The sequence below is a fragment of the Prauserella oleivorans genome (assembly GCF_042685745.1).
Classification (GTDB): domain Bacteria; phylum Actinomycetota; class Actinomycetes; order Mycobacteriales; family Pseudonocardiaceae; genus Prauserella_A; species Prauserella_A oleivorans.
In genome coordinates, this window is record NZ_JBHUNT010000001.1 from 2,961,586 (window position 1) to 2,987,395 (window position 25,810).

Here is a 25,810-nt window from a genome sequence, read left to right on the forward strand (position 1 = left end):
GCGTCACCGCCTCAACCGACGACCGACAGCGGCAGCGCGACCCCCGCGAGGCTGCGCCGCACCGCCGGCAGCCGGGTGGCGAGAGCCGACAGCGCCAGCGCGGACGGAGTCTGCGGCGCGCCTGCGACAACGGGGACACCGTCGTCACAAGCCTGTCGCAGCGCCGGGTCGAGTGGGATGCCGGAGAGCAGTTCGGTGCCGAGTTCATCGGCCAGGCGCCTGCCGCCACCTGTTCCGAACAGCGCGCTCGGCGTGCCACAGTCACCGCACACGACGGTGGACATGTTCTCGACGATGCCGGCCACGGGCATTCCCATGTCCCGCGCCATCCGTCCTACCCGGGACGCGACGGTTTGCGCCGTCGGCTGTGGCGTCGTGACGGCGAGCAGGGCGGCGCGGGGCACGAGTTCCAGCAGCGACAGCGTCACATCGCCGGTGCCGGGCGGCAGGTCCAGCAGGAGTACGTCGAGCTCCCCCCAGTGCACATCGGACAGAAACTGCTCGAGCGCCTTGTGCAGCATGGGACCACGCCAGACCACGGGCTCGCCGTCACCGACGAGGAAACCCACCGACATCAGCCGGACCCCGTAGGCCTCGATCGGCAGCATGAGGCCCTTCACTGCGACGGGACTGCGCCGGACTCCGAACAGCTGGGGTACCGAATAGCCCCACACGTCCGCGTCGAGCAGGCCGACCCGCTTGCCCTGGCGGGCGAGGGCGACCGCGAGGTTCGCCGCGACGGAGGACTTGCCGACGCCGCCCTTGCCGCTGGCCACGGCGTAGACGAGGGTGCCGGAGTCCAGGGGCCCAGGCTGCGCTCGGCGCAGGCGCTGGGCCAGAGCGAGGCGGTCGTGCTCGGACAGCGTCGTGAACGTCACCTCGACGCCGGTGACGCCGTCGACCGCTGCCGCGCTCGCGGTCACATCGGCCCGCAGGCGATCCCGGAGCGGACACGCGGGTGTTGTGAGTGCCACCTCGATGTGTGCCGTCCCCTTGCGGTCGGTGCTGACCGAGCGCAGCATGCCGAGCTCTGCGATGCTCCGGCGGATCTCGGGGTCTTCGACGGCGGCGACGGCTGCCCGGAGCGTGGATTCGTCGATCGCCGCACGGGCACGCCGGGTCAGCATTCCCGCACCCGGTATGCGCGCCGGGTCGGGGCGAGCGGCCGCATCATGAACTCGGGCCGGCGCTGGCCGCCGGGTCCCACGTCGGCACGGGCCTTCGCCAGCCACTCCCGGTACACCTCCGCGGACCGCCGGGTGTCGACGTAGACGTCGCCGTAACGGTCGTCGGGGTGCGCGTGCTCGAGCCGGACCTTCTGCAACCAGCAGTGCATCCCGGAATCCGGGTCGGGGTGCACGGGGAACGCGAGGTTCTGATGTACGCCGGGGTCGGTCCAGTCGATGCGACCCGAGTCCGGGTCGGCCGAGTCGAACGGCCCGATGCCCCCGCGGTGACGCAGCAGCCACGTGTGTTCACCGTCCGGGTGCGAGAGCTCGACCATGCCCGTGGTCCACCGGCTGCCTTCCCCGGGATGCAACCGCCAGCGGCCCATGTGGTGGGACAGCGCGCATACGCCGGGCCGGATGCCCTCGGTGACCCACACCCGTGCGACGAAGTAGCCGATCTCGGTGTTCACGCGCACGAGGTCGTCGGTGACGACACCGTGCCGTGCGGCGTCGAGCGAGTTGAGCCACAGCGGGTGCGAGTTCGAGATCTCGTTGAGGTACTTGGCATTGCCGGAGCGGGTGTGGATGAGCGTGGGCAGCCGGAACGTCGGCACGAGGACGACCTCTCCGGCATCGAGATCGACCTCGCCACGTGCGACATGTGACCGGATGTAGCCGGGGGTGGCGTGCTCGCGCCTGCCCCAATCGCGCATCGCGGTGGAATAGACCTCCAGCTTTCGCGAGGGGGTCGGCCAGCCCACGGTCGCCGTCCCGTCCTCGTGGAGCACCCCGACGGCGCCCGCCTCGCCGACCACCGGGGGCACCGCGTCGAGTGTGACCGGAGTGCGCAGGACGCCGTCCGGCCCTGCGGTCGCGTTCTCCAGCTGTTCCTGAGCAGGAGGGCGTTCGTCGACGCGGTACACCTCGTCATCGAGGGAGGCCACGCCGTAGCGCCGCATGTACTCCAGGGGCTCCATGCCTTCGTCGGCCGCCTTCTTCGGCAGCCCCGGCACCCGGTTCTCGAAGATCCACCGGTAGTACTCGTCGACCGTTATCTTCTCGCCCGGGCGGTACGGGGACTCGAAATATTGCTGGATGCCCAGTTCGCCGTCCGGGTCGATCCGCCACGACAGCTCGAACCAGAACTCGTTCTCCTCCCAGACCTCGCCGGGATTGACGTCGCGCGTGTCGGTGTAAGGCAGTCCGAGGCGGTCCATCGCCACGCGTCGGACCGGCTGGCGGAAACCCAGCCAGCGCCCTGCGTGGGTTTCGTAGGAATGCGTGTCGTGCCGCTCGCTTGCGTGCCCCATCGGCAGGACGTAGTCGGCGAACTCCGCGGTCTCTGACCACGTCGGCGTGAGCGCTACATGAAGACCGATCTTGTCCTCGTCCGTCATGGCCTGGATCCAGGTGAACCCGTCGGGGTTGGTCCACACCGGGTTGTAGACCCGGGAGAAGTAGACCTCCAGCCGTCCGCGACCCTCGGCGAGGAAGTGGGGGAGCAGGAAGGACATCTCGTTGGTGGACAAGGGATACTCACGCGGCCAGATGAGCTCGTTCCAGCGCTCGTGGGGCTGCGGCATGTTCGGCCCGTGCGGGATGAACTTGTGCCATCCGTTCGGGCTGGTGCCGCCTCGGCGACCGATGCTGCCCGTCAGCGCCAGGACGAACCACAACGCCCGGGCCACCTGCCAGCCGCCGAGGTTGCCCGCGCACGCCGCACGCCAGACGTGCGCCGACAGCCTGCCGTCGCAGTCGGCGACCAGCTCGGCGAGCTCGGCGATGCGGTCCGCCGGAATCTGCGCTTCCTCCGCCGCGAAGGCGAACGTGTAGCCGGCGTAGTCCTCGGTGATGCGGTCGAGGAAGGTCTCGAAGTCGGACGGCGCGCCGGGATGGCACTCGGCCAGGTAGGTCTGCCAGTTGAACCACCTGCGGACGTACTCCTTGTCGATGCGCCGGGTGCGCAGCAGGTACGACGCCACCGCCAGCAGGATCGCCGCCTCACTGCCGGGCCACGGCGTCAGCCACAGGTCGGCGTGCGAGGCGGTGTTGGACATGCGCGGATCCAGCACCGCCAGCTTGGCGCCGGACTGTTTGCCCTCCATGATCCGCTGGGCGTGCGGATTGAAGTAGTGCCCGGTCTCCAGGTGGCTCGACAGTAAGAGGATGACCTTGGCGTTCGCGTGGTCGGCCGAGGGCCGGTCGTACCCCGTCCACAGTGACATTCCGAAGCGGGCGCCCGAGGAGCAGATGTTGGTGTGCGTGTTGTGCCCGTCGACGCCCCACGCGGTGAGGAACCGTTCGGCGAAACCGTCCTCGCCCGGCCGGCCGACGTGGTACATGATCTCGTTGTGCCGGTCGTCGGCGATGGCCTTGCGGATGCGGGCCGCGATGTCGTCGAGTGCGGTGTCCCAGCTAACCTGTTCCCAGCCTCCGCCGCCCCGTTCCCCGGTGCGCCGCAGTGGGTACAGGATCCGTTCGGGGTCGTTGATCTGGTTGATCGTCGCGGGCCCCTTGGCGCAGTTGCGGCCGCGCGAGCCCGGGTGGGCCGGGTTGCCTTCGAGCTTCTTGACGGACAGATCGTCCTTGTCCACATAGGCCAGAAGCCCGCACGCGCTCTCACAGTTGAAGCACGTCGTCGGCACGAGGAGGTAGGTGTGGGGAACCTTGCGCGGGTGCGCCTTCGCGTCGTACTCCACGTGGTTGTCCCAGTCGGAAACCGGGGGGAAGTTGCACAGGTGCTCGTGACTGCGTGCTCCTGGCAGTGCCGGGTCGATCCCGCCCATGGTGTGGCTCCTTTCGGGCAAGGCTCTTCAGGACAACGGAACGTCCTGTCCTGCGCGGACGAATACGCTTTCGTAGGCGAGCAGGGCGGCCTGGACGAGCACACCGCCGAATGCGGCGATCACCAGCGGACCACCTGCCCAGGACACCGTCCCCAGAGCCCCTCCGAGGACCGCGAGCCCGAGGCCTCCGGCCCAGAACAGCCGCGCATAGCGGCCGGCGGTCGCCATGTGTGCCGCGGCGGCGGCGTGGGCGCTGCTGTGCCGGCCGAGGTACTCGAAGAGCACCATCACCACGTGCGTGGCAGTGCCGAGCACCAGGGCGGCCAGTATGGCGCTGCGGGCCTCCGCGCCGGCTCCCGCCGCCATGGCCGCGAGGGACAGCACGCCGCCGCCCACCATGAACGCCTGCGCGACGAGCTGCCAGAACAGCAGCGGCGACTGCCACAGGTCCCGACCCTCGGCCTGCCCGAACAGGAACGCCGTATAGCCGGCCGTCATGGCCGCGGCCGGCAGTGCCGGCACGGCGAGACCGGTCAGCACGGCGTCCGCCGTCGGCCCGTCCAGGACACCGGACGTGGCCAGCACGCCGACGGCAAGCCAGGCCGTGAACAATGTCGCGCCCGCGGCGAGCACGATCGCGCCCCAGAACATCCAGGAGCGTGGGTTGGGCTTGAGCAGGATGTACAGGAAACGCTCGGGCCGTTTGAGGTCCCACACCAGTAGTGCTCCGGTGATAGCGACACCGGCGACGCCCAGCGCCGGGGCCACGACGTCGCCGGTCACGCCGAGATCGATGCCGAGCAGGTGGGCGAGTGCCGCGATCAGCATCGCGCCGGCGGCGAACGCCTTGGTCCACAGATAGGTCGTGACGCGCCAGCCCCACGGGCGTGGGTGAGCGGTGTTGAGGGTCGTCCGCGCCTTGGTCACCGGATCGGTACGCAGGTCCCGGGAGGCGCTGCGGCGGTGCTCGTCGGGGCGGGCCCACAGGTAGGTGTCGCCCGTCGGTGCCGCCAGCGGGTCGAGCACCGCCCGGTCGGCGCCGAGGTAGAACACGTTGGGCCTGGTGTTCTGCTCTGGTGCTCGCACCTGTACCGGGTTCTCGTTGACGAGTTTCGCGATGCCGCTGTCGGGATCGTCGAGGTCACCGACCCAGATCGAATGGGTCGGGCAAACCACGACACACGCCGGCTCCAGGTCCTCGTCGATGCGGTGGGCGCAGAAATTGCACTTGGCGGCCGTGTGCGTGTCCTCATCGATGTAGATGGCGTCGTAGGGGCACCCCTGCATGCACGCCTTGCACCCGATGCACCGCTCGTTGTCGAAGTCGACGATGCCGTCGTCGCGCTTGAACAGCGCCTGCGTGGGGCAGATCGTGACGCACGGCGCGTCGCTGCAGTGGTTGCAGCGCATGACGCCGAAATCTCGAGTGGTCGCGGGAAATTCGCCGGACTCGACGTACTTGACCCAGGTCCGGAACTGTCCAACCGGGACTTCGTGCTCGGTCTTGCACGCTACTGTGCAGGCATGGCAGCCGATGCACGTGCGCTGGTCGATCGCGAAGCCGTAGCGCATGGCACCTCCGATTAACGACGCACCGTGACGCTAACCCCGTCCGCGCCACGCGGGTACCGGCGTCGAATCTGGGTACCCCCAAGTCTCGTTTTGGACTACGGTGAGGTGGTGCCGCTACCACCGAGGGTGCCGGAGATCGGTGCGCTGGACCTGTTGCTCAGCGTCGCGCGCCTCGGCAGCCTGGGCAAAGCCGCCCGCGAGCACGGTATTACGCAGCCGGCGGCTGCCTCGCGGATCCGGAATATGGAGCGGCTCCTGGGGCTACCGCTCATCGTGCGTTCAGCGACGGGATCCCGGCTGACGGACGAGGGAGCCGTTATCGCCGACTGGGCGGGGCGGGTCGTCGACGCCGCGGCCGAGCTGGACGCGGGAGTCGCGGCCCTGCGAGACCAGCAGGCGAGCCGGGTTCAGTTGGCGTGCAGCATGACCATCGCCGAGTATCTGCTGCCTGGCTGGCTCGCCGAACTGCGCAGACGGCTGCCCGCGGCGACCATCGGCCTGCAGGTCGTCAATTCGGCCAAGGTCGTCGAGCTGCTGCTGCGAGGGGAAGCCGACCTCGGCTTCGTGGAGGGAGTCGAGCCTCTCGAAGGGCTCGACTCGTTTGTGGTGGCGCAAGACGAGCTGCGACTCGTCGTCCATCCCGACCACCCGTGGGCCCGGCGTCGCAAGCCGGTGCGCGCGGGCGAACTCGCAGCGACCCCATTGATCACCAGGGAGTCCGGTTCGGGTACCCGCTATGTCCTCGACCACGAGCTGGAACGGCTCGGCTACCTGGAACGGCCCGAGCCGATCATGGAGCTCTCGTCGACGACCGCGATCAAGGCCGCCGTCGAGGCCGACATCGGGCCTGCCGTGCTCAGCTCCCTGGCGCTGGCGGAGGACATCGCGCACGGCAAGGTGGTGGTCGTTCCGACCGCTGGTCTGGACTTGCGACGGCGGCTGCGGCTGGTGCTCCGTTCCGGTGAGCGCCTGTCGCCGGTCCTGCGGGACGTCGTCGCCGCGACTGGCGCGCAGATCTGAGCGACACGTCAGGACCTCACCCACCCAGACACCGACGGCGGCCCCGCGAATCGCGGAGCCGCCGTCGGGAACGTCGGGAGACGTCAGTCCCGCACCTTCGACGGGTGCGTGGCCAGGGGCGTGACCTTGATGTCCATGTACGGGAACAGCGGCAGACCCGAGAGCAGGTCGTGCAGCTCGTCGTTGGACTCCACGTCGAAGATCGAGATGTTGGAGTACTCACCCACGATGCGCCACAGGTGCGGCCACTTCCCCTCGCGCTGCAGCTTCTGGCTGTAGGCCTTCTCGCGCGCGACGATGTCGGCGCGGACCTCCGGGTCGAGGTCGGTGGGGAGGTGCACATCCATCCGGACGTGGAACAGCATGGGTGAGTCTCCTTCTCGTTCTCGCGTGTCAGGACCGCTCGGGGTCGAGCACGAAGCTGTACGACACCGTCTCCGTGCCGTCACCGGCCGGCTTCGGGTCGAGGATCAGCTCCGGCTTCACGGCCGAGGCGATGTCGTCGTCATTGTGCTCGTCGCCCGGGAAGTAGAGCTGAGCGGTCAGCAGCTCGTGGCCCGGTGCCGACACCTTGACGTGCAGGTGCGCCGGGCGCCAGGCGTGCCAGCCGGCCGCGGCGATCAGCTTGCCGCACGCGCCGTCGGTCGGGATCTGGTAGGGCGCGGGCTTGATGGTGTGGATCTCGAACGACCCGTCCTCCTCGACGGAGAAGGTGCCGCGCAGGTTCCATTCCGGGATGCCCGGCGCGAACTGCGAGTACAGGCCGTCGGCGTCGGCGTGCCACAGCTCGACCTTCGCGTCCTTGAGCGGCGTGCCGTCGACCGAGGTGACCGTGCCGGTCCAGACCAGCGGCGTGCCGGACTCGTTCTCCCGCATCGGCACCGAACCCCGCGAGCCCCGCTCCGGCGCGTTCGGCACGTAGTAGGGGCCCTCGATGGTGCCCTTGTTGCCCTTCCGGTGCTCGGTCGCGACCTCCTCGACGACGTGCTCGACCCACACGTCGAGGAACAGCGGCCACTCGCCGTCCTCGCCGACCTGGATCAGCCACGCCTTGAGCGCGTTGTACTCGTCGTAGGTGACCTTGTGCTTGCGGATGGTCTCGTGCACGGCCGAGAGCACCTCGCGGGCCAGCAGGTCGACGCGCTCCTTCGGCGTGTCCGCGACGTTGGCGAACTTGTCCGCCTTGAACCGCTGGGTGGCGCTCGCACCCGACTCGGCGGCCGCGGGTGCGTGGTGGGTGGCGGTCATGGGATCCTCCTTGATTCCTTGCTTTCCAGGGGAGTTCAGGTGTCCTGGCGGTAGTGGGCGAGCTTGTCCGGGTCGATCTCGACCCCGAGCCCGGCGCCGGGACGGATGGTCAGCTCACCGTCGTGGATCTCCAGCGGTTCGGTGAGCAGGTCGTCGGTCATGTCGAGGAAGTTCGACAGCTCGCCCGCCCGGCGTGAGGTGAGCCGGTAGGACGCGCCGAACACGACAGTGCAGATGGAGCCGAGCTGGCCGTCGACCTGGTTGCCCATCACGACCTCCAGGCCCAGCCCCTCCGCCAGGTGGTGCACCCGCTGGGAGTGGGTGAAGCCGGTCCGCGCGATCTTGATGCTGATCGCGGTGGCCGAGCCGGCGAGGACCTCGCGGGTCACGTCGGCGGGGGTCACCGCCGACTCGTCGGCGATGAAGGGCACGTCCAGCTGGGAGACCAGCCAGCGCCGCCCGAGCACGTCGTCGGCCGGGCACAGTTCCTCGGCGAACAGCAGACCGAGGTCGGCCATCTCCTTCATGGCGGCCGCCGACTCCGACGCCGTCCAGCCGCGGTTGCCGTCGACGTAGAGCTCGATGTCGTCGCCCAGCCCTTCGCGTAGGGCCCGCACGACGGCGGTGTCCAGGCTGACCGGCCGGCGCCCCACCTTCACCTTGAACGTCGTGATGCCGTGCTGCTCCCGCATCCGCTGGGCCTCGGCGACCATCGCCGCGGGCTCGTCGAAGCCGAGCATGTGCGACACGCGCATCCGGTCGGTGTACCCGCCCAGCAGCTCGGAGACCTGCACGTTCAGCGTGCGGCCGAGCGCGTCCCAGACGGCCATGTCGATCGCGGCCTTGGCCGCTGGGTTGCCCACGGTGCGGGCCAGCCGGGCCGCCATGGTCTCGCGTTCCAGCAGGCTCAGGCCCACCACCTGCGGGGCGAAGATCTTGTCGATCACCTCGATGATCCCGGCCTGCGTCTCGCCGTAGGTGAACGGCCGTGGCGGCGCCTCGGCGACCCCGATGATCCCGTCGTCGGTGTGCACGCGCACGAGCACGTGCTCGGCCACGTGGACCTCGCCGGAGGCGAACTTGAGCGGCTTGCGATACGGGATGGCGAACGGGATCGCCTCCACGCGCGTGATCTTCATGAGCTGACCTCGGATGCTTGTGCTTGCGGGGCGAGGGCGGCCTCGAGGACGTCGAGGACCGCCCGGACGAGCGGAGAGTCGTTGTCCCGGCGCCAGGCGAGGGCAAGCTCGACGGTGCCGGCGTCGGCGAGGTCGCGGAACACGACTCCCGCCAGTGGCAGCGCGCGGGCCGACGCGGGCAGCACCGCGATGCCGAGCCCGCCGGCGACCAGCGCCAGCTGGACGGCGGTGCCTGCCGCCTCGTGCTCGCGGTGCGGGCTGAACCCGGCGGCCTCGCAGCTGCGCAGGACGGCGTCGTTGACCACGGAGTCCTTGCTGGCGTAGCTCACGAAGCTCTCGGTGCGCAGATCGGCCATCGACACCACGGGCTCGACCGCGAGCCGGTGGTCGGCGGGGACGGCGAGGATCAGCGGCTCGACCTCCAGGGTGTGCAGGTCGATGTCGTCGCCCCGCGCGGGCGGGCGGAGCACGCCCAGGTCCAGGTCGCCGGTGCGCAGGCTCTCGCACTGGGCCGGGGTGAGCAGGTCCGCGCGGACCTCCACGGCGACCCCGGGCAGCTCCTGCTTCACCGCGCGGGCGATGCGGGGCAGGTGCGAGTACGCCGACGTGCCGGTGAAGCCGACCCGCACCAGGCCGAGCCTGCCCTCGGCGATGCGGCGGACGCCGCGGACGCTGTCCTCGACGGTGTCGAGCACCCGGTGGGCCTCGCCGAGCAGGAACTCCCCGGCCGGGGTGAGCCGGACCTGCCGGGTGGTGCGGGTGAACAGGGGAGCTCCGAGCTCGGCCTCCAGCTGCCGGATCGCGTGCGAGAGGGCGGGCTGCGCCATGTGCAGGCGCTCGGCCGCCTTCCCGAAGTGGCAGGTGTCGGCCACCGCCGTGAAGTAGCGCAGGTGACGTAGCTCCATGGCCGGGCCTCCCTCCTGCTCCTCGTCGATTGATTCACCGTAGATACGGATATTGAGTCAAGACAAGGAGCAGATTTGGCTTGATTGATAGACGGCATCGATTAATACCACCCTGGGTCAGGACTAGGTAATCGCCTGGTGTAGCCGTCGCCGCCGGTTGTCATGGTCGGGAGAACACGCAGAGCCGATCAGTGCTGATGAGGCCGTTGGAGGTTTCAATGACCGAGACCCTGGACCACCTGTCGGCCGTCCTCGCCGACGCCGTCATCGAGGACCGCGACGCCGGGATCTACCGGGCGAATCGCCGGATCTTCACCGACGAGGAGATCTTCGAACTCGAGATGAAGTACATCTTCGAGGGCAACTGGATCTACCTCGCACACGAGAGCCAGATCCCGAACCCGGGCGACTACTTCACCACCTACATGGGGCGCCAGCCGGTGGTGATCACGCGCGACAAGGACGGCGAGCTGCACTGCCTCATCAACGCCTGCGCGCACCGGGGCGCGATGGTCTGCCGCCGCAAGACCGACAACAGGATGACGCTGACGTGCCCGTTCCACGGCTGGACCTTCCGCAATGACGGCAAGCTCCTCAAGGTCAAGGACCCCGAGGGCGCCGGCTACCCGGCCTCGTTCAACACCGACGGCTCCCACGACATGACCAAGGTGGCCCGCTTCGACAGCTACCGCGGGTTCCTGTTCGGCAGCCTCAACGCCGATGTGCTGCCGCTGGAGGAGCACCTCGGCGACACCACCAAGATCATCGACATGCTGGTCGACCAGTCCCCGGAGGGGCTGGAGGTGCTGCGTGGCGCCTCCACCTACACCTACGACGGCAACTGGAAGGTGCAGGCCGAGAACGGCGCCGACGGCTACCACGTCACCGCGACCCACTGGAACTACGCCGCCACCACCGCCCGCCGCAACACCGGCGAGTCCAAGAACGAGACCAAGACCCTCGACGCGGGCAGCTGGGGCAAGTCCGGCGGCGGCTACTGGTCCTTCCCGCACGGCCACCTGTGCCTGTGGACGTGGGCGGGCAACCCCCAGGACCGTCCACTCTGGAACAGCATGGAGAAGCTGAAGAAGGAGTACGGCGACGCCAAGGGCGAGTTCATGGTCAAGGGGTCCCGCAACCTGTGCCTGTACCCCAACGTCTACCTGATGGACCAGTTCTCCACGCAGATCCGGCACTTCCGGCCCATCGCGCCGGACAAGACCGAGGTGACGATCTACTGCATCGCACCGAAGGGCGAGAGCCCCGAGGCGCGGGCCTGGCGGATCCGCCAGTACGAGGACTTCTTCAACGCCTCCGGCATGGCCACACCCGACGACCTGGAGGAGTTCCGCTCCTGCCAGCTCACCTTCCGCGCGAGCGCCGCGCCGTGGAACGACATGAGCCGCGGCGCCGAGCACTGGCTCGACGGTCCGGACGAGGTCGCCCAGGCACTCGGCATGAAGGACGTGATCTCCGCCGGGCAGCGCAACGAGGACGAGGGCCTGTACCCGGTCCAGCACGGCTACTGGCGCGAGACACTGCGCGCCGCGCTCGCCAAGGAGCGCGCCCAGTCGTCGACGTCCGAGTCCACCACCGCCTGAGGAGCCACCCGATGACCACCGTTCCCACCGAGCAGAAGACCATCACCCAGACCGACATCGAGCAGTTCCTCTACCGCGAGGCGCGCTACCTCGACGACCGCGAGTTCGAGAAGTGGCTCGACTGCTACGCCGACGACGTCGTGTTCTGGATGCCTTCCTGGGGCGACGACGACCTGCTGACGGAGAACCCGCAGACCGACATCTCGCTCATCTACTACCCGAACAAGGGCGGGCTGGAGGACCGGGTGTTCCGCATCCGGACCGAGCGCTCCAGCGCGACGTCCATCCCGGAGCCGCGCACCAGCCACAACATCACCAACGTGGAGCTGATCGAGCGCCGAGGTGACATCGTGGACGTGCGGTTCAACTGGCACACCATGTACTTCCGGTACAAGACCGTGGACCCGTATTACGGGACGTCGTTCTACACGATCGACTTCTCCGGTGAGTCACCGCTCATCCGGCGCAAGACCGTGATCCTCAAGAACGACTACATCCACCACGTCGTCGACATCTACCACATCTGAAACCGTCTGTGGTTTCTTGCGAAGCGGCGCGGGCCGCGGCGCCGGTTGCTCGCGTGGCGTAAGCGGCCCGCCGCTTCGAAAGACTCACAAAACCAGGAGTCACCATGGCTTTCCAGGTCGCACTGTCCTTTGAGGACGGTGTCACCCGCTTCATCACGTGCGAGCCGGACCAGACGGTGGCCGACGCGTCCTACCGGCAGCGCATCAACATCCCGCTGGACTGCCGCGACGGCGCGTGCGGCACGTGCAAGGCGTTCTGCGAGTCCGGTTCCTACGACGGCGGCACCTACATCGACGACGCCCTCACCCCCGATGAGGCCTCGCGCGGCTACGTGCTGCCCTGCAGCATGAAGCCGAAGTCCGACCTCGTGCTGCAGATCGCCAGCACCTCGGCGGTCGCCAAGACCCAGGCGGCGACCTACCCGGCCACGATCACGGCGCTGGAACGGCTGTCCCCGACCACCGTCGCGCTGACGCTGCAGACGCCGGAGCGCGACAAGCTGGCGTTCCTGCCCGGCCAGTACGTCAACATCGAGGTTCCCGGCACCGGTCAGACACGCTCGTACTCGTTCAGCAACGCCCCGGACGACAAGGAACTGACGTTCCTGGTCAAGATCACGCCGGGCGGCGTCATGTCGGACTACCTGACCGAGCGCGCGAAGCCGGGGGACGAGCTGAGCTTCACCGGCCCGAACGGCAGCTTCTTCCTGCGCGAGGCCGACCGGCCGGTGCTGCTGCTGGCCGGGGGCACCGGGCTCGCGCCGATCCTGTCGATCGTGCGGACCATGCGCGCCGCCGGGTCCACGCGGCCCGCGCACCTCATCTACGGCGTCACCACCGACGACGACCTCGTCGAGATGGACACCCTCGCCGAGCTTGCCGCCCAGGTCGAGGGGCTGACGTGGGACTACTGCGTCGCCGACCCGGACAGCACGGCCCCGAACAAGGGGTATGTGACCAGCCTGATCCGCGACGAACACCTGCACGGCGGCGACGTGGCGGTGTACCTGTGCGGCCCGCCGCCCATGGTCGAGGCCGTGCGCAAGCACTTCGCCGACGTCGGGATCGAGCCGACCGGGTTCTACTACGAGAAGTTCGCGCTCTCCAGCGCCGCGGCCGAGCCCGCCGCGGTGGAGACGAAGGCCGAGCCCGAACCCGATGCCGCTCCCGTCGCACCGCCGCCGGCCCCCGCCGCCGAACCGGCCGCGACCACGACGCCCGCGGCCGCCCCGGAACTCCCGGCCGTCCCCGCCACTCCGGCTGCCCTGTCCCCTCAGCCGGCGGCGGCGGGGGCGAGCCGGGCCCTGGCCGGGCAGACCGTCTTCCCGCCGGCCGAGCACACCCCGCTGGGGGGCGGCACCGCCCGCCCCGCAGCGGAGGAGGCGGCGACGGCCCGCGCCATCGCCGGACAGGTCATCTGGCCGGCGGGCGGTGGCACCGGTGCGCTCGACCCGGGCGAGCCGCTGCGTCCCGCTCCGGCGGCGCGGTCCATCGCCGGGCAGGAGATGCTGCCCGCCCGGGACGACATCGCGCCCCTCGTGTCGCCCGCGCCGGCCGGGTACGAGATCGGCGAGGAACACCCGTCGGTGCACGAGTCCGACGCCATGTTCGAGGCACGGCAGGCGCTCGAGCTGGGCGCCGTGGAGCTCACCATCGGCAGGCTCACCTCGCAGCAGCTGGCCGGATACCGGCTCCTGGCCGAGGCCGCCGTGCCCTATGTGGACGGTGACCGGTTCGTCGACGCGGCCGCGTACACCGAGGCCAACGCGGCCTTCCATGACTACCTGTTCACCCTCACCGGCAACGAGCACCTGCTCCAGGCCTACCGCGCGCTCGGCGTGAAGGGCCACATGGAGGAGACGCTGCGGGACGCCACCTGGTGCCACCCGCGGTGCACCCAGGACCACCTGGACATCGTGGCCGCGTTCGAGGCGGGTGACCGGCAGCAGGCCCGCCGCCTCGTCGCCGAACACGCCGAGCGGTCGAAGATCACCATGCGACGGGCGATGGACGACGCGAAGGCCGCGCGGCGGCCCGCGTTCGTCAGTCCCGGCCGGTTCGACGGCAAGGTCGTCGTGGTCACCGGTGCCGCGCAGGGGATCGGTGAGCGCGTGGCCCGCCGGGTCAGCGCCGAGGGTGGCACGGTGGTGCTCGCCGACCGTGCCGACCTGGTCACCGGCGTGGCCGACGAGCTGACCGGCGAGGCGCTGCCCGTGCTCGCCGACCTCGAGACCTTCGAGGGCGCCCAGGCGGTGGCCGAGGCGACACTCGCCCGGTACGGCCGGATCGACGTGCTCATCAACAACGTGGGCGGGGCGATCTGGTTCAAGCCGTTCACCGAGTTCACCCCGGAGCAGATCGACGCCGAGATCCGCCGGTCGCTCATGACGACGCTGTACTCGTGCCGCGCCGCACTGCCGTCGATGGTGGCGCAGGGGCGTGGCGTGATCGTCAACGTGTCGTCGGCCGCGACGCGCGGGATCCACCGGATCCCGTACTCGGCGGCCAAGGGCGGGATCAACGCCATCACGGCCTCGCTGGCGTTCGAGTACGCCGACGCGGGCATCCGGGTGGTCGCGACCGCGCCGGGTGGCACCGAGGCGCCGCCGCGGCGGATCAGCCGGGGCGGGTCGGCGCTGGAGACCGAGCAGGAGAAGGCCTGGTTCCAGGCGCACATCGACCAGACCGTGTCCTCGTCGCTGATGAAGCGCTACGGCACGCTCGACGAGCAGGCCGCCGCGATCACGTTCCTGGCCTCCGACGAGGCCTCCTACATCACCGGCACCGTGCTGCCGGTGGCGGGCGGCGACCTCGGCTGACCCGCCTCCCCTCCTCGTGCGGTCTCGCCGAGGCCGCCGTTTGGTCCCCACAACCTCATACGGGAGTCCTGATGACCGACACCGACGCAACGAAGCGCCGGCGCACCGTGTCCTGGGTGGTCGCCCTGTCGACGATCGCCCTCGTCTTCGACGGCTACGACCTGGTGGTCTACGGAACCGTCCTGCCCACCCTGCTCGACGATCCGACCCAGCTCGGCCCGATCACCCCCGGCCAGGCCGGCGCTCTGGGGAGCTACGCCCTGATCGGCGTGCTCGTCGGCGCCCTGGCCGCGGGCAGCCTGGGCGACTGGATCGGCCGCCGCAGGATCATGCTCATCAACCTGGCGTGGTTCTCGATCGGGATGGGAGCCACGGCACTGACCCAGAACGTCACGGCGTTCGGCATCGGCCGGTTCGTCACCGGCATCGGGGTCGGCGCACTCGTGGCGACCGTCGGGGCGCTCGTGGCGGAGTTCGCCCCGCCCGGACAGCGCAACCGGCTGAACGCGGTCGTGTACAGCGGGGTGCCCGCCGGCGGGGTGCTCGCCTCCGTGCTGGCGCTCGTGCTGACCGACGCCGTGGGCTGGCGCGGTCTGTTCTGGGTCGGCGCACTGCCGATCGTGCTGGTGCTGCCGCTGGCGATCGCCAAGCTGCCCGAGTCGGCGAAGTGGCTCGCCGCCCGGGGCCGCCTGGAGCAGGCGCGGGCGCTCTCCGAGCGCACCGGGGTGCCGCTGGTCGTCGAGCCCGCGGTGACCGGCCGGGTCGGTTTCCCCGCGCTGGCCACCCGTGCGCTGGCTTGGCCGACGGCGTTGCTCGGCCTGATGAGCTTCGCCGGGCTGTTGCTGACCTACGGGCTCAACACGTGGCTGCCGAAGATCATGGAGGACAACGGCTACGGCGAGAGCTACTCGCTGGCCTTCCTGCTGGTGCTCAACCTCGGCGCGATCATCGGCGGCATGCTCGCGTCGCTGTGGGCCGACCGGGCCGGGGCGAAACGGGTCGTGGTCACCACCTTCGTCCTGGCCGCCGTCACGCTCGCCCTGTTGCCGCTGGACCTGCCACTCGGCGCGTTGCTGCTCGCGGTCGCCGTCGCCGGGGTCGGCACCATCGGCACCCAGGTGCTGGTCTACGGGCTCGTGTCCAACTACTACCCGACCCGGGCGCGGGCCGCGGGGGTGGCGTGGTGCGCGGGCTTCGGCCGGCTCGGCGGGATCGTCGGCCCGGTCATCGGCGGGTTCCTGGTCGGCGCCGGGCTCGGCGGGACGACCGCTTTCTACATCTTCGCCGGCATCGCGCTGGTCGCGGCGCTCGTCACCGGCCTGGTGCCGCGCCCGGAGCATGCCGACGCGGAGGTTCCCCTCACCGGCGCCGCGCCCCAGCCCGCCTAGAGTGACCGTGTGGTCCACCGCCGCCCGCAGCTGATCGCCCGCGCCGCGGCGCTCACCGTCCTGGAGAGCGCCGCGGCGCGGGCCGTGGTGGATGGTCCGGGCTTCGCGCTGGTCACCGGCCCGTCCGGGGTGGGCAGGACCGCACTGGCCGACGAGCTCGCGGCCCGGCATGACGGACCGGTGCTGCGGGCGGCAGGCGCCGACTGGGAGACCGGGCGTGCCTTCGGGGTCGTGGAGCAACTGGCGCCCGGCGGGGACCTCACCGCGGCCCTCGGGCCCGGCACCACACTGGCCATTGTGGACGACGCGCAGTGGGCCGACCCGGAGTCCTTGCAGGCGCTGGTGTCGACGGTCCGGCATCACCACGACGCCCGGTTGCTCGTCGTGGCCACTTGCGTGAGCGGGGACTCCCGCGTCCCCGCGGTGACGCTCGAGTTGCTGCACCGCGTCGCGACCACGACGGTGTTGCTGGACCCGCTCGCCGCCCCGGAGGTGGGCGAACTGGCCGCGGCGCACGGCATCCTGCTGCACCCGTCGATGGCGGAACGGCTCTGGCGGCACACCGGCGGCATCCCGCGCCACGTCGTGCAGCTGCTCACCGAGGTGCCGCGGTCGACGTGGGCCCGGTTCGACCCCGACCTGCCCGCACCCGCCGCGGTCGCCGCGCGGGTGCGCGAGAGCCTGGCGGCCTGCTCGCCGGACGCTCGCCGGCTCGTCGAGGCGATCGCCGTCCTCGGCCCCGGTACGGCGGTCCGCGATGCCGCGTCGCTGGCCGGGGTCGACGGTGACGTGCTCCCGCTGCTCGACGAGGCGTGTGCCGCGGGGCTGGTCCGATTCGCCCCGCACGGCCTGACCGAGGCCGGACCGCCGGACCCGATGGTGCGCGCCGCCGTGCTCGCCGCCATGGGACCGGCCGCCGCGGCCGACGCCCACCGGCGGGCGGCCGAGCTCATCGACGACCCGGTGCGCCGGATGCATCTGCTCGTCGCCGCCTCGCCGGTGCCGGACGCGGCGGTCGCGGACCGCCTCGACGAGCTGGCCACCGAGCGCTCCGCCGAAGGTGCCTGGGGTGTCGCGGCTTCCCTGCTGTCGGACGCCAGCCGCCTCACCGATGACCGGCTGCTACGGGAAAGCCGCCTCACCCGCGCTGTGGACGCCCTGATCGGCGCCGGTGACGCGTTCGCGGCCGCCGCGCTGATCCCGGAGGTGGAAAGCCTGCGGGAGACACCGTTGCGCAACGCCGTGCTGGGGTACCTGGCGATCGTGCGGGGCCGGGCCTCGGAGGCCGAGATGCGGCTCGGCCGGGCCTGGGACCTCGTCAACAGTGAGCGGGACCCGGACGTCGCCGCGCTCATCTGCCAGCGCTACGTGCTGCACTCGCTGTCCCGCTGCCGCGCCGAGGAGCTGGTGGACTGGGCGGAGCGAGCGATCTCGCTGGTGCCCGCGGACCGGCCGGCCGCGGTGGAGTCGGCCGCGATCCGGGGACTCGGCCTGGCCGGCATCGGCCGTGCGGACGAGGCACTCGCCGGGTACGCCGAACTCGCCGAGCGGGTACAGCACGGCGCCCAGGCCCAGCGGATCCTCATGGGCCGCGGCTGGCTGAGCCTGATGGTCGATGCCCTCGACGACGCACGGGTGGATCTGGAGAGCTCGGTGTCCACCAGGTTCCTCGGCGGGTCCGCCCGCATCGCGCTGTGGGCACGTGGCTGGTTGGCGAGGGCACAGTTCATGACGGGGGAGTGGGACGAGGCCCTGCGCACTGTCGCGGAGGCGGAGCCGCTGCTGGACCGGTCCGGGATCGTGCTCGCCGGACCGCTACTGGCGTGGACCGCGGTGGCCGTGCACGCCCTGCGTGGCGACTGGGAGCGCGCCGAGGAGGCGTTGCGGCGCGCCGACGCCGGACCGCAGGACTACGAGATCATGCGCGTGCCCTCGTGCCTGGCGCGCGCCCAGCTCGCGGAGGCGCGAGCCGACTCCGCCGGGGTGCTGCGGGCGCTGCGGCCGCTGACGATGCCCTGGGCGGGTGGCAGCGTCGACGAGCCGGGGCAGTGGCCATGGGCGGACATGTACGCCCACGCACTGATCCTCGAGGGCAGGACGGCGGAGGCCGATGCCTTCCTCACGCGGCACGAACGCCGTGCCGAGCAGCGGAACCGGATGTCGGCGCGGGCCCGGCTGGGCGCGGCGCGCGGACGCCTGCTGGGGACCCAGGGCGACATGGCCGGGGCGAGGGCCGCGTTCGACGAGGCGCTGGAGATCCTGGAGAACCTTCCGCTGCGTTACGACCGGGCGCGGGTGAGCTTCGCCTACGGGCAGATCCTGCGCCGGGCAGGCAAGCGCCGCGAGGCGGACACGCTGTTCACCACGGCGCGCGACGCCTTCGCCGCGCTCGGCGCCCGGACCTACGTCGAGCGCTGCGACCGCGAGCTCAAGGCAGGGGGCGTGCACGTGCAGCGCGGCGCCGGGTACGACCGGCTGACTCCACAGGAAGAGGCGGTGTCCCAGCTGGTCGCTCGTGGACTGTCCAATCGGGAGGTCGCCGCGGAGATGTTCCTGTCGCCGAAGACCGTGCAGTACCACCTGACGCGCATCTACTCCAAGCTCGGTATCCGGTCCCGCGCCGAGCTGGCCGTGTGGTACCGGTCTTGAACCACTGCGTGGCCGACCCCGGTGTCCACAGGGGACGCACGACTTGTTTCCGACGGTGCCGTCACGTGCGCGTAGCCGACGTCGGCAGGACAGCGGGCTCCGTGGCGGGGTTCGCGGTCTCGCTCACCGGCGGTCGGGGGAGGTCGGGTAGTGGTTCCCTGACCAAAGGCGCGTATGCGGTCGCGGCCGGATGTTCAGTCGACGTCGACGCCGCGACGGAGGGTGGCCGGGCCCGACCCACCGGCAGCCTCCACGGGGTACCGGCGAGCCGGTGCCGGGTTTACCCTGAGCGCTCAGCCGCCCGAGACTACGGCTTCAGCCGAGGTAGTCCTTGATCCACGCTGGGGGTTGCCCGCTGTCGAGGACCTCGGGCCAGTCGGCGGGACGCTCGTCGCCGTAGGCGCGCACCCGCAGCGCCTTGCCGAGTACGTTCGCGTACTCGGTCACCTCGGTGTAGTACATATAGGACATGAGCCGATCGGCGAACCGCCAGCCGGTCGAGGTTCGCCGGTACGTGTCCTGATATCGCAGCGCGACGACCATCGGCTTGCCGTCGCGCACCACCTCGGCATGTGAGGCGAGCAGACCGCGCGCCACGTCGGGGTCGGCGTCATCGAAGGTCACCACGTGCCCGTGTGTGAAGTGGTTGGTGGGGCCGAGCGCGGCGAACCGGCCCTGGTAGGTCTCGACGATCTTGTCGATGCCCTCGGCCGCGAACACCCCGTCGGCCGACCGCAACGTCGCGTCCTCGCAGAATATCCGCCGGATCCCGTCGATGTCCCGTTCGTCCATGATGTATCCGTACATCACGCCCAGATCCTGAATCGCCGCACGATCCTCGATGCGTCCGATCCTGCGGGCTAGTGCAGTGTTGTCCGTCAACGTCGACCTCCTGTCGCTACAGCGGCGCGCCGCCCGGCGCGATATCCGAACACCAGCGCAGGACCGAGCGTGCCGCCCGCCCCGCCGTAGACCATCCCGGTGGGCCCGGCCATCGCATTGCCTGCCGCGTACAGCCCGGGAATGGTATTTCCGTCCACATCGATCACCGCGCCGTCGATGTCGGTCCGCGGCCCGCCCTTGGTGCCGAGCGTGCTGATGTGCAGCTCGACGGCGTAGAAGGGTGCGGTGTCCACCGGACCCAGCGTCGAGGCCGCGCCCGGATAGGCGCGCTTGTCACCGACGAAGCCGTCGTAGGCACTGTCGCCGCGCCCGAAATCGGCGTCCCTGCCCTGGGCGACCAGGTCGTTCCATCGCGCCACGGTCGCGGTCAACGCATCCGGGTCCACGCCGATCTTCCCGGCGAGTTCGGGGATCGAGTCGGCCCGGTGCGCCCACTCCGGAGCCTGCCCCGGCGGCAGCTGGAAACCGCCGTATTCGGCGACATGCCCGGCGTCGTAGACGAGCCAGCACGGCTGGTTGACGTAGTCGAAGCTCGCCGGGTCGAGTTGGTGGAACGAACCGCCGAGCGCGTTGTAGTTGGCTGCTTCATTCGTGAACCGCACGCCCTTGCGGTTCACCATGATCGACCGGGGCACGGTGCGCTCACGGAGGACGAGGTACACCGCCTGCTCGCCGTAGTTCTCCTGTCCCGGCAGCACGCAGACCGGCACCCACCAGGCCTCGCGCATGTTGCCCAGGCGCGCGCCGACCTTCATGGCCATCCGCAGCCCGTCGCCGGTGTTGGTGGGCACGGTCGCCGGGTAGACCATCGGCCCGCGCAGGAAATCGCGCGCCAGGTCGGCGTCCCATTCGAAGCCGCCCGTGGCGATCACCACGCCCCGCCGCGCACGCACCTCCCGGCCGCCGTCGAACCGTACGCCGGTCACCCGGTCGCCCTCGCGTACCAGTTCGACGGCTCGGGCCCCGCGCTCCGGTTCGATGCCGTGGTCGAGACAGCCTGTCAGCAGCGCACCGATCATGGCACGCCCCAGCCCCTCGAGCCGCTGGTCCTCGCGCCTGCGCTGTTCCTCCGCGGCGATGAAGCCGGTGCCTCCGCCGATCGGTGTCTCGCGCACCATCATCGGCCGGGTGTGCCCGACCAGCCGATCGGCCCACTCACCCAGCCGGCCGAATGGGAAGAGCCGTGGCTCGACGGACCGTCCTCCCGCGGGCTTTCCGCCGGGGTGCTCGGGGTGGTAGTCGGGATAGCCGGGCACGAGGCTGAGCCCGAGGGGTGTCCGCGTCTCCAGCCAGGTGGTGAGCTCGTCGACGCTGTCCACGAAGACCTCGGCCATGCCGGGAAGAATCATGTCCCGGGACAACGACCCCAGGTACGCCAGCGCCTCCTCGCGCGAGTCCGCGACGCCGGCTTCCCGGGCGTAGCGGTTGTTCGGCAGCCACGCCACCCCGCTGGACAGGCAGGTCGTGCCGCCGATCAGCGACGCCTTCTCGAACACGCCGACGTGAGCTCCCGCGTCGGCGGCCGACAATGCGGCCATCAGCCCCGCCGCGCCGCTGCCCAGCACCACGACATCGAACTCGTCCATGAGCTCTCCCGTCCTCGATCGAGGATAACCATACTAATGGATTTTCCGGCCTGCAATGCCGCTGAACGAGCGCAGCGGGCCTCCCCGGCCGTAAGATCGCCGGAATCACCAGGGCCGGACGAGACCGGGAGGTGGACGGTGTTCACGGTGCACCGCGCGGAGCGCGCCGACACCCTGGTCGACGCGCTCGCCGAGGTGCTGCGCGCCCCTCCGGGGGAGGCGTTCGCGCCGGACGTCATCGCGGTGCCCGCGAAGGGTGTCGAGCGCTGGCTCACGCAGCGCCTCGGGAGCTCACTCGGGATCGCGGCGAACATCGCGTTCCCCCATCCCGACCGGCTCGTCGCCGATACCCTGGCCGCTGCCCAGGGCCTCGCCCCCGAGGACGACCCGTGGACACCGGCACGCCTGGTGTGGACGGTGCTGGACGTCATCGACGCCTCGCTCGCCGAACCGTGGTGCGCCCCGCTGGCGCACCACCTGGGCGCGGACGAGCCCGAAGGCTCGCACCGCCGCGGCCGCCGGTACAGCACCGCCGAGGCCCTGGCCCGTCTGTTCACCGGCTACGGCGACAACCGCCCCGCCATGCTCACCGACTGGGCAACCGGTGCCGACTCCGACGGCGCCGGTGCCGCCGTGGCCGACGACCTCACGTGGCAACCCGAGCTGTGGCGCCGGGTGCGGGACCGGATCGGCGCCGCGAGCCCGGCCGAACGCCTGGGCGAAGCCTGCCGGCGCCTGGCCACCGACCCCGGGCTGGTGGACCTGCCCGAGCGGGTATCGCTGTTCGGGGCCACCCGGCTCACCCACGCGCACCTGGAGGTGCTCGACGCACTCGCCGTGCACCGGGACGTCCACCTGTGGCTGACCCACCCCAGCCCGGTGATGTGGGACGCGCTCGCCGATCGTGCCGCACCGCGGCGGCGCGCCGACGACGACAGCGCTCTCCGGCTGAACAACCCGCTGCTGGCTGGGCTCTCCCGGGACGTCCGTGAGCTGCAGCACCGGCTGCGCGGCCGCACCAGCATGCACCATCCGGGGCCACGGCCGGGCGTGGGCACGCTCGCCGCCGTGCACGCCGACATCGCGGCGGAACGGGCGCCCGGAACGGCGGGCCGGGTCGCCCACGACGCAAGCATCGCCATCCACGCCTGCCACGGACCGGCCCGGCAGGTGGAGGTGCTGCGAGAAGCGCTGCTCGGCATGCTCGACGCGGACGAGACCCTGCAGCCGCGCGACATCATCGTGATGTGCCCGGACGTCGACAGCTTCGCCCCGCTGATCACGGCGGCGTTCGGCCGGCCGGACGACGGCGAGCACCCCGGACACCGGCTGCGGGTACGGCTGGCCGACCGCGGCCTGGCACACACCAACCCCTTGCTGGATCTCGCGGCCACCCTGCTGCGGCTGGCCGACGCGCGAGTGACGGCCGGGGAGGTGCTGGATCTCGCCGCGAGCGGGCCCGTCGCCCGCCGGTTCGGCTTCAGCGGCGAGGCCCTGGAGACACTGCGGGCGTGGACCGGCGCGGCGGGCGCTCGCTGGGGGCTGGGGCCCCGGCAACGCGCCGCCCACGGACTCCGCGAGGTCCGGCAGAACACCTTCGCCACGGCGCTGGACCGGCTGCTGCTCGGAGTGGCCGCCGACGAGAGCACTCCGGACTGGCTGGGCCTGGCGGTGCCGCTGGACGACGTGGACTCCAGCGACGTGGAACTGGCCGGCCGGTTCGCCGAATTCGTGGACCGGCTCGGCGAGGTCCTGGAGTCCCTCGCCGGGGACCAGGAAGCGACGGCGTGGACGGAAGCGCTCGGCAGCGCCCTCGACCTCCTCGCCGAGGTCCCGCCGGACGAGGCGTGGCAACGGATCCAGGCGAACCGGGAGCTGGCCGAGGCCACCGAGCACGCGGGCGGGACGCGGCTGCGGCTGGCCGACGTCCGTTCGATGCTGGCGCGGCGGCTGGCCGCCCGTCCCACCCGCGCCAACTTCCGCACGGGCGAGCTCACCGTGTGCACGCTGGTGCCGATGCGGTCGGTACCCCACCGTGTGGTCGCGCTGATCGGCCTGGACGACGACACGTTTCCCCGCCGCGGCGGCGTCGACGGCGACGACCTTCTGGCCAGGGATCCGTGTGTCGGGGAACGCGACCCGCGCAGCGAGGATCGGCAACTCCTGCTCGATGCGGTCATGTCGGCCACCGACCGGCTCCTGGTCTGCTACACGGGAGCGGACCCGGTCACCGGCGCGACGCGTCCGCCCGCGGCGCCACTGGCTGAGCTCATCGATGCCGTCGAGGCGACCGTGACCGAACCCGACTCGGTGGTGACCCGGCAGCCGCTCCAGCCGTTCGACGCCGCGAACTTCGCCGCGCCCGACCCGTTCAGCTTCGACCGGCACGCGTACGCGGCGGCGCGGGCTGCCCGGCACCCGGCACCCCCGACCAGGTTCCTTCGCGCGCCGCTGCCCGCGCGCGAGAAGACCGACCTCGAGCTGGACGACCTGGTGGCGATGCTGGCCAATCCGGCGCGTGCGTTCCTGCGGCAGCGCCTGGGCGTCACGTTGCCCGGTCCCGCCGACGAGGTCGACGACGCGCTGCCGCTCGCCCTCGACGGGCTCACCCGCTGGGAGATCGGCACGCGCATGCTTTCCGCCGCCGTGGCCGGTGCTGCCGTGCCGGACCTCTGCCAGGCCGAACTGCGCCGGGGAACGCTGCCCGCGGGCCGGCTCGGCCTGCACGCCGTTCGCGCCATCGGCGACGGCGTGCAGGTGGTCCTCAACGCGGCGGCGCCGTATCTCGCGGAGCCCGCTGGGACGGTCGACGTGTCGGTCGATCTCGCCGACGGTCGCCGGCTCACGGGGACCGTCGCCGGTGTGCGCGGCCGGGTGCTGCTCCAGGCGTCGTACTCGGCGCTGTCGGCGCGGCAGCGTCTCTCCGCGTGGATGCGGTTGCTCGCGGTCGCCGCCACGACCGGTGACAACGCCTGGCAAGCCGTCACGATCGGCCCGGCCAAGGCGCAGGCGCCCACCGCGCGGGGATCGATCCTCGTGGTGCCCGCGGACCCGCGCGCGGTGCTCGAGCAGCTGGCCGACGTGTACGAGCGGGGACTGGCCGACCCGCTTCCGTTGAGCCCGAAAGCCGCCGAACGGTATGCGAGCCGGCGACTGGCCGGAATGGACGAACACGAGGCCCGCCAGGACGCCGCGGCGGAGTGGAACGGATCGGCGAAGGTGCCCGGTGAGAGGGCCGACGATGCCGTGTGCTTCGTGCACGGCCGTGGGGGGTGGATTCAACTGGCCAGCGCAACACCGGGTAGATTGCTGTCTGGTTGCGAGAGTAGCCGATCGAGCGCCTCGGCTGGGCTGCGCCAGCCAAGGCGTTTGCGGGGCCGGTTGTTGAGTTCGGCCGCGACGAACTCGAGGTAGTCCGGGTGGTAGCCGGACAGGTCGGTGAACTTCGGAAAGTACTGCCGAAGAAGGCCATTCGTGTTCTCGTTGGTGCCGCGCTGCCAGGGCGAGTGCGGGTCGCAGAAATAGATCTCCAGGTCGGTCGCCGCGGCGATCTGGATGTGGTTGGCCATCTCCTGCCCCTGGTCCCAGGTCAACGTCCGGCGCAGCGTCCCCGGCAGCCTGGACATTGTCGTCGTCATCGCTTCTTGGACGTCGAGGGCCTTGTGCGTGTGCGGCAAATGCAACAACATGACGAACCCGGTTGCTCGTTCGACGAGCGTGCCGATAGCGGAGCCGTTTCCGGCCCCGGTGATGAGATCTCCCTCCCAGTGCCCCGGTACTGCTCGGTCCTCGACTTCGACAGGCCGTTCGCTGATCGAGACCGCACCAGCATGTCGGCTGCGGCGTTGGTCGGGCTTGCGCTGAGGCTTGCGCAGTGCGCGACCGGTCCGCAAGCATTGCGCCAGTTCACGTTTCAGCGCGCCCCGCCCTTGAATGTAGAGCGACTGGTAGATCGTTTCGTGGGACACGCGCATCTCCGGATCGTCAGGGAAGTCGATCAGTAACCGCTGACTGATCTGCTCGGGACTGTGCTTGAGCACCAGCTGTCGCTCAACATAGGCGCGCAACCGGGTATCACGACGAAGCAACGCGATCTTGGGACGACGAGCACGCTTGTCAGCCAGTGCTTGAGCGACACTTGCCCGGTAACCGGTCTTCGGCCGACGAGTACCACGGGTCAGCTCGCGGCTGACGGTCGAGGGCGATCTACCGATCGCCCTCGCAATAGCTCGAACGCCCTCGCCGGCCGCTCGGCGACAGGCGATCTCCTCCCGGTCGGCGAACGACAGGCGAGCGGGGCGGCCAGAGGGTTCACACCATGGTGGCGGCATCACCCCGCCAGCCTCACGGAACCACCGCCAGCCCACCGTCTTCGACACGCCGACCGCCGCGGCAGCGATGTCGATGATCTCGCCTCTACGGATCCACTCCCAGAACGAGCGCTGAACCTCGACTGATATCGCAGGACGCCCCAACACAAAACCCCTCGTCATGACGG

16 protein-coding genes and 1 pseudogene are annotated in these 25,810 nt (G+C 70.7%); 7 read left to right on the forward strand and 10 right to left on the reverse strand.

Annotated elements, in window-relative coordinates; all coding sequences use genetic code 11:
• Positions 1-11 precede the first annotated feature (11 nt).
• The 3 genes from ACFSZT_RS14525 to ACFSZT_RS14535 are packed head-to-tail and all read right to left on the reverse strand — an operon-like array spanning position 12 to position 5,527.
• Positions 12-1,127, reverse strand: coding sequence for an Mrp/NBP35 family ATP-binding protein (locus tag ACFSZT_RS14525; RefSeq protein ID WP_377392621.1), 1,116 nt, complete (start codon positions 1,125-1,127; stop codon positions 12-14).
• The gene (locus tag ACFSZT_RS14530; RefSeq protein ID WP_377392618.1) at positions 1,121-3,955 is read right to left on the reverse strand and encodes a molybdopterin-dependent oxidoreductase; all 2,835 of its coding nucleotides are present in this window, start codon (positions 3,953-3,955) and stop codon (positions 1,121-1,123) included. The genes ACFSZT_RS14525 and ACFSZT_RS14530 overlap by 7 nt, the downstream gene beginning before the upstream one ends.
• Before the next feature lie 27 nt (positions 3,956-3,982).
• A complete protein-coding gene (locus tag ACFSZT_RS14535; RefSeq protein WP_377392615.1) occupies positions 3,983-5,527 on the reverse strand; it encodes a 4Fe-4S dicluster domain-containing protein in 1,545 nt (514 codons plus the stop codon).
• Positions 5,528-5,635: 108 nt separating this feature from the next.
• Between ACFSZT_RS14535 and ACFSZT_RS14540 the strand changes: the two genes are divergently transcribed.
• The gene (locus ACFSZT_RS14540; RefSeq protein WP_377392612.1) at positions 5,636-6,547 is read left to right on the forward strand and encodes a LysR family transcriptional regulator; all 912 of its coding nucleotides are present in this window, start codon (positions 5,636-5,638) and stop codon (positions 6,545-6,547) included.
• Positions 6,548-6,630: 83 nt separating this feature from the next.
• On the opposite strand, the gene catC is transcribed toward ACFSZT_RS14540, so the two are convergent.
• The 4 genes from catC to ACFSZT_RS14560 are packed head-to-tail and all read right to left on the reverse strand — an operon-like array spanning position 6,631 to position 9,839.
• Positions 6,631-6,912, reverse strand: a complete 282-nt coding sequence (gene catC, locus ACFSZT_RS14545) for a muconolactone Delta-isomerase (protein ID WP_377392609.1) — start codon at positions 6,910-6,912, stop codon at positions 6,631-6,633.
• Between the two features lie 28 nt (positions 6,913-6,940).
• The gene (gene catA / locus ACFSZT_RS14550; RefSeq protein ID WP_377392606.1) at positions 6,941-7,795 is read right to left on the reverse strand and encodes a catechol 1,2-dioxygenase; all 855 of its coding nucleotides are present in this window, start codon (positions 7,793-7,795) and stop codon (positions 6,941-6,943) included.
• 35 nt (positions 7,796-7,830) lie between these two features.
• Positions 7,831-8,934: a mandelate racemase/muconate lactonizing enzyme family protein gene (locus ACFSZT_RS14555; protein ID WP_377392603.1), complete on the reverse strand. Its 1,104-nt coding sequence runs from the start codon at positions 8,932-8,934 to the stop codon at positions 7,831-7,833.
• Positions 8,931-9,839 carry a LysR substrate-binding domain-containing protein gene (locus ACFSZT_RS14560; RefSeq protein WP_377392601.1) on the reverse strand — a complete coding sequence of 303 codons (909 nt, stop codon included), beginning with the start codon at positions 9,837-9,839 and terminating at the stop codon, positions 8,931-8,933. The genes ACFSZT_RS14555 and ACFSZT_RS14560 overlap by 4 nt, the downstream gene beginning before the upstream one ends.
• Before the next feature lie 218 nt (positions 9,840-10,057).
• Between ACFSZT_RS14560 and benA the strand changes: the two genes are divergently transcribed.
• The 5 genes from benA to ACFSZT_RS14585 all read left to right on the forward strand — a co-directional run bounded on the left by benA (position 10,058) and on the right by ACFSZT_RS14585 (position 18,823).
• Positions 10,058-11,440, forward strand: coding sequence for a benzoate 1,2-dioxygenase large subunit (gene benA / locus ACFSZT_RS14565; protein ID WP_377392598.1), 1,383 nt, complete (start codon positions 10,058-10,060; stop codon positions 11,438-11,440).
• Positions 11,441-11,451: 11 nt separating this feature from the next.
• Positions 11,452-11,967 (forward strand): benzoate 1,2-dioxygenase small subunit, encoded by a 516-nt coding sequence (gene benB / locus ACFSZT_RS14570; protein WP_377392595.1) that lies wholly within the window; start codon positions 11,452-11,454, stop codon positions 11,965-11,967.
• A gap of 104 nt (positions 11,968-12,071) precedes the next feature.
• On the forward strand, positions 12,072-14,786 hold the full coding sequence (benC, locus tag ACFSZT_RS14575; protein WP_377392592.1) for a benzoate 1,2-dioxygenase electron transfer component BenC: 2,715 nt from the start codon (positions 12,072-12,074) through the stop codon (positions 14,784-14,786).
• A gap of 71 nt (positions 14,787-14,857) precedes the next feature.
• Complete coding sequence (locus ACFSZT_RS14580) at positions 14,858-16,174, forward strand: MFS transporter (protein WP_377392589.1); 1,317 nt, start codon at positions 14,858-14,860, stop codon at positions 16,172-16,174.
• Between the two features lie 9 nt (positions 16,175-16,183).
• Positions 16,184-18,823, forward strand: a complete 2,640-nt coding sequence (locus ACFSZT_RS14585) for a helix-turn-helix transcriptional regulator (protein ID WP_377392587.1) — start codon at positions 16,184-16,186, stop codon at positions 18,821-18,823.
• A gap of 315 nt (positions 18,824-19,138) precedes the next feature.
• Here the strand turns inward: ACFSZT_RS14585 and ACFSZT_RS14590 are convergent, their stop codons facing one another.
• Together ACFSZT_RS14590 and ACFSZT_RS14595 are read right to left on the reverse strand one after the other, a co-directional pair.
• Positions 19,139-19,705, reverse strand: coding sequence for a nuclear transport factor 2 family protein (locus tag ACFSZT_RS14590; protein WP_377392584.1), 567 nt, complete (start codon positions 19,703-19,705; stop codon positions 19,139-19,141).
• Positions 19,702-21,312: an FAD-dependent oxidoreductase gene (locus ACFSZT_RS14595; RefSeq protein WP_377392581.1), complete on the reverse strand. Its 1,611-nt coding sequence runs from the start codon at positions 21,310-21,312 to the stop codon at positions 19,702-19,704. The genes ACFSZT_RS14590 and ACFSZT_RS14595 overlap by 4 nt, the downstream gene beginning before the upstream one ends.
• A 36-nt stretch (positions 21,313-21,348) precedes the next feature.
• On the opposite strand from ACFSZT_RS14595, the pseudogene recC reads away from it, so the two are divergent.
• A pseudogene (gene recC / locus ACFSZT_RS14600) lies at positions 21,349-24,534 on the forward strand (exodeoxyribonuclease V subunit gamma); the annotation flags it as partial.
• 56 nt (positions 24,535-24,590) lie between these two features.
• Here recC and ACFSZT_RS14605 read toward each other — a convergent pair.
• Entirely contained in the window at positions 24,591-25,805 is a 1,215-nt protein-coding gene (locus ACFSZT_RS14605) for an IS30 family transposase (protein ID WP_377478261.1), read from the reverse strand.
• Positions 25,806-25,810 lie beyond the last annotated feature (5 nt).